A 14,275-nucleotide genomic window follows, 5' to 3' on the forward strand; every position below is an offset into this window, starting at 1 on the left:
TTGCACAGGCAAACTTGAGCCCCATGAGAGGGACAAGTTTATTGATGACCAGCGCGCCGGTCTCGATGAGCGGTTTGCGGACGCCAAAGAGAAAGCCGAGAAACGCGCATCCTACAGTATCGCTAAGTGGGGCAAAATTATTGCTCAGGCCGGGGGGCAAGTGTCGCACGAGGTTGCTCTAGGCGTATTTCCCGATCCGCCCGCAAAAGAGAAAAAAATCTCGCTTAGCTACGCACTTTCGGCTGATAACGCGCAGGAAGTAGAGAATGCGAAATTCGGATTCAGTTTCAGAGAGAAATGGTGGGCATCGCCGACAACCAACTCAAAATTCTCGACCGCGCTCGCTGTTGATCTTTCCTGGAAAGAAGTAGATACGAATGCGGCTTCAACTGTTACAAGAGCCGCCGACTTCCTACCACTGTCGTTTTCAATTGCCCCGATCGAGCCTTTGAAAATTAGCGCGTCTGCTGGAATCGCCTATCTTGAAACAGAAGAGTTGGATATTGTCAGCGGCATCAAAGACTCCAGAGACGATGTTGCCCATGTCTATAAGATTGGCGTTTCCTATCAAACGTCAATGCCATGTTTGGCGCTCGGTGTCGAATACAAGATACGCACGGATAAAGTGTTTAGCGAGCGTTTGTCCTATGAGTGGCTGCCTACAATGACGTTCGATTTGTTAAAAACCTGCTCTCTAAACAAATAGGAGTAGTGCGACTGGGGCCGCGACATGCATCGCAAGAAGAAACAACGCCGATGGGATTCTCGCGGTGTAGATCGTGAATGAGCTATTATGTTCCTATCCAGCGAATAATTAGGGGTAGATATGCGACAAGCTGCGTACCTTCTAATCGGGTTTGGTCTAATCCTGGCTATCATTGGCGTATACCTTTTTTCTAGAGAGGGAACGAAGGGTAGAAATACGATTAAGGCGCTTGGATTCGAATTCCAATTTGCTGGATCTTCGCTCGTGATATTTCTGGTGGGTTGTGGATTTGTTCTTTTCCCGTTCTTGTATCCAGATGCATTCATCATTCGTTCGTGTAAAACGGACCCAGATATCGCCTTTGCTCTTACGGGCTATAGAGATTCAATTAGGGAAAGTGACTTCCTCATAGCCGAAATAGCCTTAGCGGAGTTTCGAGAAAAGATAACGATAGCATTGTCAGAAAAAGGTTATCCGCATCGTAAGCTTCAGCAAATGAGCACAGAGGCACTTATCGTTGCGGGGGAAAAAGAGTGCTTAGTTCCTTTGGAACAATAGGGATGTGTGGCATAGCGTCTGGAATTTGTGAGAAAAGGAAAAGCCTTGCTAACGACCTTAAGCGGTCACCATTGGAACTTGGATTTTGCCAGATTGAGTTAACCGTCCAGCAGAGTTTTCAACTTGTACTACACTTAAATTAAAATCACGATAAAGCCAAACCTGCCGAAAGGCGGGGACGGATAGTCATGGATCCTCACTTGCTCCGAGAAGCGAGGGAAGACTCCCCGAAGAAGCCAGAAGCCGATGAGTAACGCTGCGCGGGAGACTGAAAATGACTTCAAAACCGAAGGAGCAGTCGTGACAAAATCCCCGAAACCGACCGATACTGCTGTGGTTCTTCAGTCACGCGGCCTGCGATCGATGGTACGTATCTCGCAGCGGCCGCTTCAATATTATGTCTTCGCGTAGTCAGAAACTGCTTGAACCGATGCTCCGCGAGGTGGGCATACGGATAAACGGTCCTGAACCGTGGGATATGACCATTCATGATGCGCGCTTTTTTGACCGCTTCATAAGAGACGGCACGCTGGGTGCGGGCGAGAGTTACGTGGATGGCTGGTGGGACTGCGAGCGCCTCGATGAGCTTACTGTGCGCGTACTCAGTTCTAAACTTTCGGACCTATTTGCCAGAAACTGGAAACTCCGGCTGCATCATTTGCAAAAGGTACTCCTCGATCGGCAAAGAGGACACCGCAGCATGGCCGTCGCGGAACAGCATTACGATCTCGGCAATGAATTCTTTGCCCGAATGCTTGGTCCGACCATGGTGTACTCCTGCGCTTACTGGCACGACGCCGACAATCTCGATGAGGCTCAGCGGAACAAGATGGACCTGTGCTGCCGCAAGCTCGAGCTCAAAGAAGGTGACAGGCTGCTCGACGTCGGATGTGGCTGGGGATCGATGATGAAGTACGCGGCGGAAAACTACGGCTGTGAGGTTATCGGCATCACAATCTCGGAGCAGCAGTGCGAATATGCTGAACGTATCACCAAAGATCTACCGGTCGAAGTGCGGCTTCTGAATTATCGCGATGCTCGACCGGATGACCTTGGTACATTCGACAAAGTCGTTTCGATAGGCATGTTCGAGCATGTCGGAAAACGTAATTACCGGAGTTTCATGCAATTTATCGACCGGGTTCTGGCGCCCGGTGGTCTGTTTCTTCTGCACACCATCGGCAGAATTGCCGACGTGCAAGATCGATGGTTTGAACGGTATATCTTTCCCAACAGTTGTCTGCCCGAGCTTAAGGACCTGGCGGATGCAATCGCTAAAATTTTCGTCCTGGAAGACGTGCAGAACATCGGTCCGCATTACGATAAGACCACGCTCGCCTGGCATCGGAACTTCGAACAGTTTGCCAAGGAAGGTCTTGCTGAAGAAAACCCGAAGTTCTACCGCATGTGGCGCTATTACCTGCTGACGGGGGCCGGTAATTTTCGTATGCGCGACAGGGGCGCCGTTTGGCAGATGGTGTTATCCAAAGGTGGCGTCCCGGTGGGCTACGTTGCCCCCCGCTAATTCAGTTGCCCCCAGAACTTGAGGAAATCACGGCGGTCTTCTTCTGACCGTAAGCGGGCACTAAGACGCAGGAAGCCACTAATTCTGGCAGAAGGTCGCTTTACGACCCAAAGCGGTCTTTGACCGGCACGCAGGTCGTAGCTATCAATTCTAGGTCGCCCATTTGGCGACTCAGTAAACACCGAGGGAATATCCATGCGTCGTCCAGCGCTTATCCTATTTCTTTGCTGTCTTTTTGTGACCGTAACCGCACATAGCGAGATCTGCGCGGAGCGAGGATTGTCCATGGGATCCGGCAGCTACGTGATTGACGGTGGTGCAGGTCGAAACGACAAATGTATCGAGGTTTATTACCATGTGCCGCAAGGACTCACAAATGAGTCACCAGTTGTCATTGTGGTCCCGGGCGCAGGTCGGAACGGTTGGGACTATCGTGATTCGTGGATTGAAGCATCGGAGAAATACAACGTGCTGGTACTTTCTCCCAGTTTCTCGGAAGAACATTACCCGAGATTTTGGAATTACAACCTAGCAGGAATGATCTCTGACGTTGAAATTGGCGGAAATCCGCGGCGTATCGCTGGGTACAACATCAGCACCAATCCCAAAGAGTGGATACTCAGTGACTTGGACCGCATATTCAGCAACGCTACGAAACAACTCGACATGACTGCGTCGTTCTATGATGCTTTCGGACATTCGGCAGGTGGTCAGTTTTTGCATCGCATGGCGATGTTTCACGTTGGGCATAAAGCCCGTCGAATTCTAGCGGCCAATTCCGGTTGGTATACAGTACCGGTATTCGACGTCCGGTTTCCCTACGGACTAGACGGAAGCATCGCAACGCGCGAATTGCTTGTTCAATCATTCAAGGCTCCTCTGGTTGTTTTTCTTGGCGAGCGTGATGATAAAGACGAGACGCGAGGAGATTTAGCCAGCTCCCCCGAAATCGATATCCAAGGTCCTGGCCGTATCGAGCGGGGCCAATACTTTTATTCGAACGCCATGAAGACAGCGGTGGAAATCGACGTGGACATCGAGTGGAACATGGTTGTCGTGCCCGACGTTGGTCACGACTATCGGCGTATGAGCAGAGCCGCAGCAGAGTATCTATACGCGCCAAAATAGATACATAACAGACCGTTCCGGCCCAAGCTCGCTTCACCTGTTCGACCGCTTGTGGCCGTTTGCTGCCCGTCGCGTCCTGCACCAGATTTTTTTTGAACGACCGCTTTTGACGGAACCGGACAGTTTCTCGGTTGGTTAAACGGTTGGTTAAACCAAAAACGGGCTAGCCAAAAACCTGCTAACCCGTTGATTTAATTGGTACTCCCTAGGGGATTCGAACCCCTGTTACCGCCGTGAGAGGGCGGTTGTTACTCCCCTGCCAGCGCATCCTCGAGTAATGACTCGAGCCGGGAGAATCGCTTGCTGTAATCGTTGCACCAGGTCTGCGGGATCAAACCATACATCGTCGGGCAGACGTTGGAATAGGCCTGCGGCCGATCCACTTTCAAATGGCCGGTCGACTCGTCCAGTTCGTACTTGATGGTGTCACCGGGAACGACCTCGATATAGGCATTGACCAACTCCGGAAATTCATCGCCAATCGGTATGCCATGCCAGGGGTAAGCCTTGAAAAGATAGCCGAGCAAATTCCAAAGCGTTTCTTTTTTTCAGCCATTGCCCACTCGTACGGTCAATTTGTATAGGCCGGGGGCAGCGGTCTATCGAGATCCTTGTAGCGCTCGAACAGCAACGTCGACCGGCTTACCATCGGAATTGTTTTGCCACGAATCATTACGAAATCGGCGAAGGTACTCACTTCCAGCGGGTCACCGCTCCAGATCACGAGATCGGCCTCCGCGCCGACGGAAACCGTGCCATAGCTTGCCTGCACACCAAAAATTTTCGCTGGATTAATGGTCAAAGCCCGCAAAGCGGTCTCGTAGGACAACCCGTTCGCTACGGCTACGCCAGCCGCCTGCTTCATATTTCGCGAATTGTGCGAATTGCCGGAGGAAAAAGCCACCATCACGCCGGCCGCGTCCAGCCTGGCGGCATTCTCCAAAGTAGAGCCGAGCGCTGCAAAACTGCTCGGCAGATTCTGCAGCGGATCGAGGATCACCGGCACATTGGCATCAGCCAGTTTGTCGGCGACGATCCACGCCTCGGCGCCGCTGTTTATTACCAGGCGTATACCAAACTCGTTGGCCAGACGCAGTGCGGATTCGATGTCGCTCGCGCGATCGACCGTCGCCACGATCGGGCGCTGGCCATTGAGCACTTCCACCAGGGAGTCCAGGTCCAGCCTGTTTAGCCGGTAGGCTCGTCGCCGGCCCTGCGCATACGCATCATGATTGGCGGCATAGTCGCGGGCATCCTGCAGCGCCTCGCGGAGCAGCAACAGCGCATTGGCCCGCGACCCGCCGGCAAGTCTCGCACCGGTTTCGCCAAGCATGACAAACAGGGCGCTGTTTCGGGCGACAATAAAGTTCTCGGTCGAGCCAAGGTGAATAACACTGCCAAGACCGAGTATCGGCGAGTTATTGATTTCCTGGTAGAACCCGGCCCGCGGAGCAACCATCGCCCGGGTCACTCCCTCGATACGATTGATCGGAATCAACGTGGACCGCGGGTTGATAACATCGGCAAGCTCAAACGCAGCGGTATACCTTTCATCGGTTTGAATAACATCGACTGTCTCCTGGACGAGGTCGATCTCCACAACGCCAAAATAACTGTAAGCATCGAAAAAACCCGGCGTGACGATACGGCCGTTCGCTTCAATTTCCTCGGCGCCATCCGGGATTGCAATGCCACTGCCAACTGCAACGATATGGCCATTTTCCACCAGCACAGTCGCATCATTAAGCGTGCCTTGCTCGGTCATCGTGTAAACCGTGGCGCCCGTAATGGCAATTACCTCCGCCGCCAAAACGCCCGGTACGAACACCAGGGATACAAAAACTGCCCACAAATATTTACCCTGATGATTCATTTGATTTCTCCATCGATCTCGATAATACCGAGCATGAAATCGGACTTGGGCTGTTTTGCCGGATCATTGCGGTCATAAACCAGCGCCCCGTCGATAAAAACGTTTTCGGCGTGACTGTATACACTGAACGGGTTGCCGTCCCAGATCACCAGGTCGGCATCCTTGCCAACGGCCAGCGTCCCCGTTTGGTCGATGATGCCGAGCGCCTTGGCCGGATTCTCGGTCAGCCATCGCATGGCGTGTTCTTCAGTCACCGGAATTCCGCCCCGGTTTGCCGCCGCAATCACCTTGGCAGCCTCCTGGTTCAGCCTCTGGATTCCCTTCGATGAATCCGAATGAACGATCGCGCAGGCGCCGGCTTTATCAACCAATGCAATATTCTCGCGGACACCGTCATAAGCCTCGATCTTGAAACCCCACCAGTCGGCCCACATCGAAGCGCAAGTGCCGCTCTCGGCGAGCAAATCAGCAATTTTATATGCCTCAATCGCGTGGTGGAACGACGTGACCTTGTAGCCAAACTCCTTCGCGATATCCAGCATCACAGCCATCTCGTCGGCGCGGTAGCAATGATTGTGGACCAGTATTTCGCCGTTCAAGACTCCAGCGAGCGTCTCCAGGCCCAGATCCCTGACCGGCTTTTCGTCGGATTCACCATCCAGGTACTCCTGCCAAAGACGGTTGTATTCTTCGGCCTCAATCCACGCGGCACGATAACCGGCCACATTCCCCATCGCGGTACTCGGCGCGACACCAACGCCTTCTCCGTACACGCGTTTGGGGTTTTCGCCACAGGCCATTTTCAGCCCATAGGGAGCGCCGGGGAATTTCATACCCTGCATGGTGCGTGACGGCACGTTTTTCAGCGTTACGCTGCGACCGCCGATCAGGTTGGCCGAACCGGGCAGGATTTGCATGCTGGTCACCCCACCGGCGAGCGCTTTGGCGAAGCCCGGGTCCTTCGGATTGACCGAGTGCTCGGCCCAGACCTCGGCGGTCACCGGGGCGGTCATTTCATTGCCATCGGATTGCGGCTTGACACCGGGCGAAGCGTAAACCCCCAGGTGGGAATGGGTATCGATGATGCCGGGCGTCAGCCATTTGCCGGATGCGTCAATCTCAGACGCCCCCGCGGGTAAAGCGAGACCCTGACCGACCTCGGCGATTTTCCCGTCGCGGACCAGGAGATCGCCATTTTCTATCTTGCCGCCGTCGCCGGTATATATGGTCGCACCCGTGATCAGCAAGGTGACCGACGGTAGCGCTTGATAGGTCGAAGGGAACGGGTCCTTGCCCGGTGCGACGCGCGCATCGGAGTCACCGCCTGGCGGGCTGCAGGCTGCCAGCATCAAAATCAGCGCCAGCGCCGGAATATTTTTGCTCATTAACATTCTCCGTAAGCGTCCCTGGAATAATCCAGAGGTCCGAAAGGCTGTGAATCGTAGCACGGATTCCGCTTGCCAAGGTCCGTAAAAAGCAGGCCGGGACCAGTCACGCGCGGTCCGTGAAAACTTGGTGTGTGCGTTGCATTAACGCATTATCCGCCTGCATCGGCTCACCCGCACAGGAGGCGTAATGACGACGATAGGCACGCCATTGACCGATCGGGCTACACGCATGATGTTGCTGGGTTCGGGTGAACTGGGCAAGGAAGTCGTTATCGAAGCACAGCGATTCGGTGTCGAAGTGATTGCCGTCGACCGCTACGCGAATGCGCCGGCGATGCTGGTTGCCAATCGCAGCCATGTCATCGACATGCTGGACCCCGCCGCATTGAGAAGCGTAATTTCGCAAGAGCAGCCAGACATTTTGGTACCCGAAGATGCAAAGCCATAACAACCGGTCAGGCGTATTCGGCAAAGTCGACTTTGAACATCAGGCTGTACAAGACCGGCACGACTATCAGCGTCAGCATGGTCGCGAAAATCAGGCCGAAAATAATGGTTATCGCCAGCGGCTCCCACATCGGTCCGCCACCCAGCCACAACGGAACCATACCGGCCACGGTCGTCGTCGTCGTCAGCAGGATGGGGCGAATTCTCCGTTGAGCCGCCTTGACAATCGCATCCTGCGGAGTGATGCCCGGCTCGGCAGCTTCCCGGCCGATCCGATCGATCAGAACGATAGCGTTATTGATCACAATGCCCGCCAGCGAAATGATGCCGAGCAAGGTAATGAAGCCGAAATAGGAGCGTGCCACCAGGAGACCAATGACAACGCCAATGATTGACAAGGGAATCGTCAAAAGAATAATCGCCGGCTTGCGCAGGGAATTGAACTGACCGACCAGCAATAACAGGATAATCAACCCGGCAATCGGCAGTTTCTCATTAATAGACTTGCTGGACTCCACGGACTTTTCCATGACGCCGCCGAATTCCCAACCAAAGCCAAAACCCCAGTCGGCTGATTCCTGGTCCAACCAGGGTTTTATTGCCTGGTTGACACCGGCGGCGGTATATCCCGGTTCCAGCAGGGACGATATGGTTACTGTCCGCAGGCGATCCCGCCTGCGAATTATTCCCGGCTCCCATAGCATCTTGGCCTCGGCAACCTGACTCAAGGGAACCGACCTGCCGGTCGCCTGCGAAAAAACGTTTATAGATTGCACCACACCCAGTTCCGCGACCTGCGGGGCCCGAGAGCGCAAGACTATCGGTATGACCATGTCTTCCTCCCGGTATTCAGCCACTTCAACGCCCGACAGGAAAGTCTGCAGGGAGATTGCAATATCCTGATGGCTGACCCCCGCGAGTTTTGCCCGGGTTTCGTCAACCTCTACAGCAATTTTCTTGATTCTCGCGCCCCAGTCGTCGGAGACCTGCCTGGTACCGGGAATCTCAGCCAACTGGCGCCGGACCTTAGCCGAGATTTCAAATAACTGATCGCTGTCCCTGCCCGATATCCTGATCTCGACCGGCGGCCATGCAGGCGGTCCCAGCGGCAATGGCCGTACCGTTGGCTTTAGCCCGGGGAAATTGTTTTCGAGAAAATCCCGGATCGGCGGGATTAGTTGCGTTTCCAGAATATCCCTGCTGCTGGCATTGACAATGACGTAGGCATACTCCGGTGTGGGCGGCTCGGGACGGTAGGAAAGAATGTACCTCGGCGCTCCTTCGCCAATAAACGCCCCCCAGTTAATGATGCCGGAACCGCCGTTTTGGTCCGCCATCAGATTGTCGAACATGAATTGTTCCAGCGCGATGACTACTTCGTTGGTGGGTTCGATAGGACTACCGACCGGCAATTCGATTTCAATCGCCAGTGTCGGTCTGTCGTTCGCCGGAAAAAAGATCTTCGGTATAATCCTGAATCCCTGTAGAGCCAGAAAAAACACGCCGCCGGCTACCAGCAGAACCAACGCCGGTCTCTTCAACGCACTGACGATGATGCTCCGGTATGCCGAATAAAAGCTGCCGGCATACTGCTCCCCGGATTGCTTTACTTTCATGAACGCGACACAAAGTATCGGAATAATAGTCAGTGTAAAAATCCATGAGCACAACAAGGTGATGGTTACGACCGTAAACAAAGAGGCGGTGTACTCGCCGGCGTTTGATTCCGCCAATCGAATCGGCAAAAAGGCCGCGGCTGTCGTCAATGAAGAAACCAGCAAGGGAACTCGCAGCTCGGTCGCCGAATCGATAGCTGCGCGCCTGGCCGGTTTACCGTCCTTCATTTGCACCATGATCGATTCCGCCATCACGATCGCGTTATCGACCAGCATTCCGAGTGAGATGATCAGGCCCGCCAGCGACATCTGGTGGAGACCGACATCCAGCAAGCCCATAAAAAAGATCGCAGCGAACATCGCCGACGGGATCAACGTCGCAACGATCAGGCCGGTTCGCAGCCCAAGAAACAGCAGCATGACCACGGCGACCACAATGATCGCCTGCAAGAGGTTTTTGGCAAAGGCATCGATTTTTCTCTCGACATCGCCGGCCTGAAATTGAATAAAGTCAAATTCCACGCCAACCGGGTAAACGCTGTTTGCTCTGCGGATCACATCCTTGACCGCCTGACCAAGCTGCAAAATGTTGCCGCCTTCGCGCATCGATATTGCCAGCCCCAGGCTGCTGTCTCCGGCGCTCCGCATCATGCTTCGCGGCGGATCAACGTAACCGCGACGAATCGTTACCAGATCCTCCAGCCGAATCAGGTCCGTTGTTCCCGGTAGATTGATGATGCTACGGCCGAGTTCGGACAGTGACTCGAAGTTGCCCGATGGCTCGAGAAAAACCCTTTCATATGGGGTCGAGAAGTTACCGCCGGGCAAAATAATATTCCTGGACTCCAGGATCTGCTTGAGCTGGGTCGGCGACAAACCGAGTTCTGCCAGGCGCGAGTTGTTGAACTCGACAAAAACCTGCTCGGCCTGGTCTCCATATATCTCGACCTTGGCGACGTTGGTAATCAGCAGAAGCTCATCCCTGACATCATCGGCAATCGTTTTCAATTCACGATAGTCAAAACCGTCCCCGGTTATCGCAACGATCGTGCCAAAAACATCGCCGAATTCGTCATCAACGATCGGGCCGATCACATCTGCTGGCAACTGGGCGCGCGTATCCTCCACTTTTCGCCTGAGCTTGTCCCAGATAGGCTGGATGTCCTTGTATTCATGTCGCAGGTTGACCTTGATAACCGAAATACCTGTTTTCGACCGGCTGCTAATGAAATCAAGTTCCGGAATTTCCTGGATCGCCTTTTCCAGCTTGTCGGTTACCAGATCCTCGATTCGTTTCGGGCTGGCGCCTGGCAATATGGTCCTCACTTGCGCGGTTCGAATCGTGAACCCCGGATCCTCGGCTCGAGGCATCTGCGTATAGGTCATCACTCCCGAAATCAACACGACAAAAAGCAGGGTCAGTGCAATGCGGTTTTTCTCGATGGCGAACTGCGTAATATTCATTACTGTCGTGCTTGATCGTCATCGAGCAGGCGAACCTGCTGGCCATCTGCGAGCCGCCTTACACCGGCGGTCGCGACTCGCTCGCCGGCGAGCAAGCCACTGGTGATTTCCATACCCGAGCGGTCGAAATCGCTGGTTTGTACCGCTCGTCTTATCGCGACATAATGATCGCCGGTTTTTTCCAGTACGAAAACATAGTTGCCCAGACGATCCTGGCCTACCGCGACCAGCGGTACGACGATTCTGCTGCGGGGATCCGCAGTGGCGATTGTTATCCGCACATCCACGGCCATGCCGGCACGCACCTGGTCACAGTTTTCGATGATAGAGACGGTCACGGGAAACGCGCTGCTCGTGCCGGATGGCGCTACGCCGACTTCCTTCACAACGCCTGCGAAAGCCTGGTCACCCAATGCGGCAATGATGATTTCGGCATTCATGCCAGTGCTTATGCTGCCGATCAAGGTCTCCGAGACCGATACCGCGGCTTCGGCGCAGATACCGCAGGTCAAGCGGAGGACTGCCTGCCCGGGAGAAACATTCTCATTTTCAATCGCAAATATTTCCGCGACACTGCAGGCTTGCGGGGCAAACAATCGCGTATACGACAACTGGAGCTGGGTTGCTTCGAGTTGCTGATTGGCCGCGCGTACCTGGGCGCTGGCAGACTCCGATGCCGCGCGCGCGGCGTCGAGGTCGGCCTTTGAAGCACTGCGATTTTCGTACAGTCCCCGCGTTCTTTCATAACTGGCTTCGGCGTTCCTGAGTTCGGCATTCGCCTGCGCCAGACCGGCCAGCGCCTCCTGTCGCAGGACCTGGTAGTCCTTGGGATCGATCCGCGAAAGCAATTGCCCCGCCTCTACTTCCTGGCCCACATCGACCAGGTTCTCGGTAATGTTGCCAGCCACGCGAAAACTCAAGGTACTGTCCAGTTCGGCGCGGGTGCTGCCCGAAAAAGAGTGAACGGAATCCGCGCCGCTGGCGGTTACGACCATCGACCTGACCGGCCGAAACTCGGCCACTGGCTCAGGCTCGGAACGATCGCAGGCCCCGGCAGCCAGAGACAAAACTGCGATTCCAGCCAATGATATCTGCTTAAGTTTCATTTGCTCCCCTCGATCCAGGTACCGCGCGACGCCGTCACGATCACCTGGCGTCCAACGGCGCAACGCCTTGCTCCCGGTAGTACTTTTCCAGCGCGTCCAGCCAGTCCTGCCAGGCCAGCGGATCCATGATCAATTCAAAATTCGACTGCGCCCGCAAGAGATTCATAAAATCAATGACAAAACTGTACAGGGAAACCGCGGCATCCAAATCTGCCGACAACGCTGCGTTTTGCGCATCAATCAGATCGGTTATGGAAACGGCTCCCCGCGAATAGGAATCGGTCACCAGGGCCAGGCTGCCGCGCGCGGCGGCGGCGGCGTCCTGAGACAACTCTATTGAGGCGTAGGTATGTCTGGCCAGTTGCAGCATCGTTCGCACCCTCGCTTCAACCGCTTCAGCCACCGCCGCCTCCTGCACCTTTAATTTTCTTGCCTCGTGCCGCGACTGCGCCAGAATCGCCTTCCTCGCGCCTCCCGAAAAAAGAGGCAGGCGCGCTTCAAGAAGAACCGTCCAGTTGTCGTCGGCCCGGGCTATACCCAGTGCGCCCGCAGGCTGGCTAGCGGAGCCGATGCCACCGCGATCGAGTACGTGGCTGGAAGTCCCGCGCAGACTGACATCCGGCACGTAGAAATCCCTTTTGTCCGCCAGGACCTGTCTTTCCTGCGCAAGCACCAGGTTTCTGGCCACCTGAAGTTCCGGTGATAACTGCAATGCGCTGTCAATGACGAATTTCTGAAACACATCCCAAACCACCGGGTTGCCGACAAAAGTCTGGAATCTTTCATCCTGCACCTGGCTCATTGCCTGGTCCAGACCAGGATCGGCGGTAATAAACCCGAAATTCTGCGGCAAATGCATGACCCGGCTGACTTCGATGGCCGCAGCGCGCCTGGCCGCTTCCGCCGCGAGCAAATCCTGCATGTCGGCCGCTATCTGGCTTTCCCAGCGCAAAACGTCGGAGCGCCCTGAAAAGCCGATCGCCGCCCTCGCCTTGGCCAGTTCCAGGTTGAGCCGGGTCACTTCGAGGTTTGATTGGCGTACCTGTTCGACGGCATTGGCGCTGAGCAACTCGAGATAACTGACCGCGCTGGCCTGCAACGTGTCCAGCGACCGGCTCTTGAAAACCAGGTCGCTCGAATCCCGCAGGTATCTTGATATGGCCAGGGCGGCGCTGGCATCGTCCGAGTAGATCAACTGAGACGCGGTAAGCGCAGCGCTGATCGTGGTTTCGGATTGAAAAAACGGGTTTGCTTGTTCTTCGTTGACCCGGACTCCCGCTGCGGAGACTGAAAGTTGCGGCAACAGAGCACCCCTGGCCGCTTTTAGCTGCTCTTCTGCCACATCGATCTCAAAGCGTGCCGCCTTCAGGTCCAGGTTGTGTTGCATCGCCCCGCGCATCGCACCCAGCAATGTCAACGGACGGGCATCGTCGTATTCGTTGTCAAAAAGTTTTTCGGCGCCGGTCAGCACCGCCCAGCGCGGCAGCACGCCGATGGCACGGGCGGTTGCCATATTGATGACCAGCCTCGACGTCCCGATATCCGGGCTGCGCGGCGCCGGATCGGCCTCGTTTAGCAGCAAGGCCTGCAATGTCAGTGCAATGCGCCGCGCCAGCCGGGTATGATCGGCGGTCAGTCCGGTTGCCGACATCATCAGACCCATCTCGACCTCTAATTTTCCCAGCAATGAAAAGCTGGGAAGCTTCCTGGCTATAAGACGTTGCGCGAGGTATTTCATTTGCTGGTCGTCAAGACGAAACAGTGGCGCCACATAAACCATGTCTGTTTCTTCGGGAATCTGACTGATCAAATCGTCGACTGAGTCCTCGACGGCAATAACGCTGACCTCAAAATACGGGTTCTGCCTTAGCCTTTCTGTCATGGCCTGGATCGCTGGCACACCTTCCAGCGTCACCCGCTGCACCAGAACAGCCAGGTGACTGAACGGCACCGCATTACGAATAAGCGTCAGGTCGTCATCGACGCTATGAAAGCTGCTCAGGTAAACGAAGTTGCTGCGCAGCGCTTCGCGTCGTTCGGCAAAACCCTGCAGCTTCGCATCAATCACAATGGGCGCGATGACCGGTTTTTTGAGCTTCCCCCACTGACCGGCCAGGTGTGATGCGACAACGCCGTTTGCGATGATCACTTCGACTTCGGGGTCATTGAGCAGCTCGTTGAGCGCCGAACGAACGCCCTCGACCGTCCAGCCGCCATTCAATTGTTTGTCCACGGGCATCCGCACATTGAATTCCGGCAGCATCAGGTCGCTGAACTCTTTTTGCAGCAGTTCAACGGGAATGACAGCACGGGATTGCAATCCGTCGCCCAACACACCAACGACAACATCGCGGGCCCATCCCGTGCTCGTGATTACAAACAGGAAACAGGCAAGGACGGCAATTCTTCCAGTCATTTTGGCTCGCGTTGTTATTCTGGCTTGCGGCGGAATAGCGATTGTAAC

The 14,275-nt window shown here is 55.1% G+C and carries 11 protein-coding genes and 1 riboswitch; of the genes, 5 read left to right on the forward strand and 6 right to left on the reverse strand.

Features of this window, described 5'->3' with window-relative positions; genetic code table 11:
- The 4 genes from IIA05_08590 to IIA05_08605 all read left to right on the forward strand — a co-directional run.
- Nucleotides 1–706, forward strand: a 706-nt coding sequence (locus tag IIA05_08590; GenBank protein ID MCH9027155.1) for a hypothetical protein, incomplete at its 5' end; no start/stop codon positions are given.
- Between the two features lie 120 nt (nucleotides 707–826).
- Complete coding sequence (locus tag IIA05_08595) at nucleotides 827–1,264, forward strand: hypothetical protein (GenBank protein ID MCH9027156.1); 438 nt, start codon at nucleotides 827–829, stop codon at nucleotides 1,262–1,264.
- A 145-nt stretch (nucleotides 1,265–1,409) separates the two neighbouring features.
- Nucleotides 1,410–1,495: riboswitch (cyclic di-GMP riboswitch) on the forward strand.
- 166 nt (nucleotides 1,496–1,661) lie between these two features.
- Nucleotides 1,662–2,789, forward strand: coding sequence for a cyclopropane fatty acyl phospholipid synthase (gene cfa / locus IIA05_08600; GenBank protein ID MCH9027157.1), 1,128 nt, complete (start codon nucleotides 1,662–1,664; stop codon nucleotides 2,787–2,789).
- A gap of 285 nt (nucleotides 2,790–3,074) precedes the next feature.
- Nucleotides 3,075–3,917: a hypothetical protein gene (locus IIA05_08605; GenBank protein ID MCH9027158.1), complete on the forward strand. Its 843-nt coding sequence runs from the start codon at nucleotides 3,075–3,077 to the stop codon at nucleotides 3,915–3,917.
- Between the two features lie 248 nt (nucleotides 3,918–4,165).
- Here the strand turns inward: IIA05_08605 and IIA05_08610 are convergent, their stop codons facing one another.
- Genes IIA05_08610 through IIA05_08620 form a run of 3 tightly spaced genes read right to left on the reverse strand, consistent with a single transcriptional unit; the run spans nucleotide 4,166 to nucleotide 7,181 of the window.
- Nucleotides 4,166–4,444 (reverse strand): inorganic diphosphatase, encoded by a 279-nt coding sequence (locus tag IIA05_08610; protein MCH9027159.1) that lies wholly within the window; start codon nucleotides 4,442–4,444, stop codon nucleotides 4,166–4,168.
- A 44-nt stretch (nucleotides 4,445–4,488) separates the two neighbouring features.
- Nucleotides 4,489–5,790 (reverse strand): amidohydrolase family protein, encoded by a 1,302-nt coding sequence (locus IIA05_08615; protein MCH9027160.1) that lies wholly within the window; start codon nucleotides 5,788–5,790, stop codon nucleotides 4,489–4,491.
- Nucleotides 5,787–7,181 (reverse strand): amidohydrolase, encoded by a 1,395-nt coding sequence (locus IIA05_08620; GenBank protein ID MCH9027161.1) that lies wholly within the window; start codon nucleotides 7,179–7,181, stop codon nucleotides 5,787–5,789. The genes IIA05_08615 and IIA05_08620 overlap by 4 nt, the downstream gene beginning before the upstream one ends.
- A gap of 184 nt (nucleotides 7,182–7,365) precedes the next feature.
- Between IIA05_08620 and IIA05_08625 the strand changes: the two genes are divergently transcribed.
- The gene (locus tag IIA05_08625; GenBank protein ID MCH9027162.1) at nucleotides 7,366–7,626 is read left to right on the forward strand and encodes an NAD-dependent epimerase/dehydratase family protein; all 261 of its coding nucleotides are present in this window, start codon (nucleotides 7,366–7,368) and stop codon (nucleotides 7,624–7,626) included.
- A gap of 7 nt (nucleotides 7,627–7,633) precedes the next feature.
- On the opposite strand, the gene IIA05_08630 is transcribed toward IIA05_08625, so the two are convergent.
- From IIA05_08630 to IIA05_08640, 3 genes are all read right to left on the reverse strand, one after another.
- The gene (locus IIA05_08630) at nucleotides 7,634–10,705 is read right to left on the reverse strand and encodes an efflux RND transporter permease subunit (protein MCH9027163.1); all 3,072 of its coding nucleotides are present in this window, start codon (nucleotides 10,703–10,705) and stop codon (nucleotides 7,634–7,636) included.
- Nucleotides 10,705–11,790 (reverse strand): efflux RND transporter periplasmic adaptor subunit, encoded by a 1,086-nt coding sequence (locus IIA05_08635; GenBank protein MCH9027164.1) that lies wholly within the window; start codon nucleotides 11,788–11,790, stop codon nucleotides 10,705–10,707. The genes IIA05_08630 and IIA05_08635 overlap by 1 nt, the downstream gene beginning before the upstream one ends.
- A 61-nt stretch (nucleotides 11,791–11,851) precedes the next feature.
- Complete coding sequence (locus IIA05_08640; protein MCH9027165.1) at nucleotides 11,852–14,227, reverse strand: TolC family protein; 2,376 nt, start codon at nucleotides 14,225–14,227, stop codon at nucleotides 11,852–11,854.
- Nucleotides 14,228–14,275: the final 48 nt, after the last annotated feature.

This window comes from Pseudomonadota bacterium (assembly GCA_022572885.1).
GTDB lineage: Bacteria > Pseudomonadota > Gammaproteobacteria > Steroidobacterales > MnTg04 > MnTg04.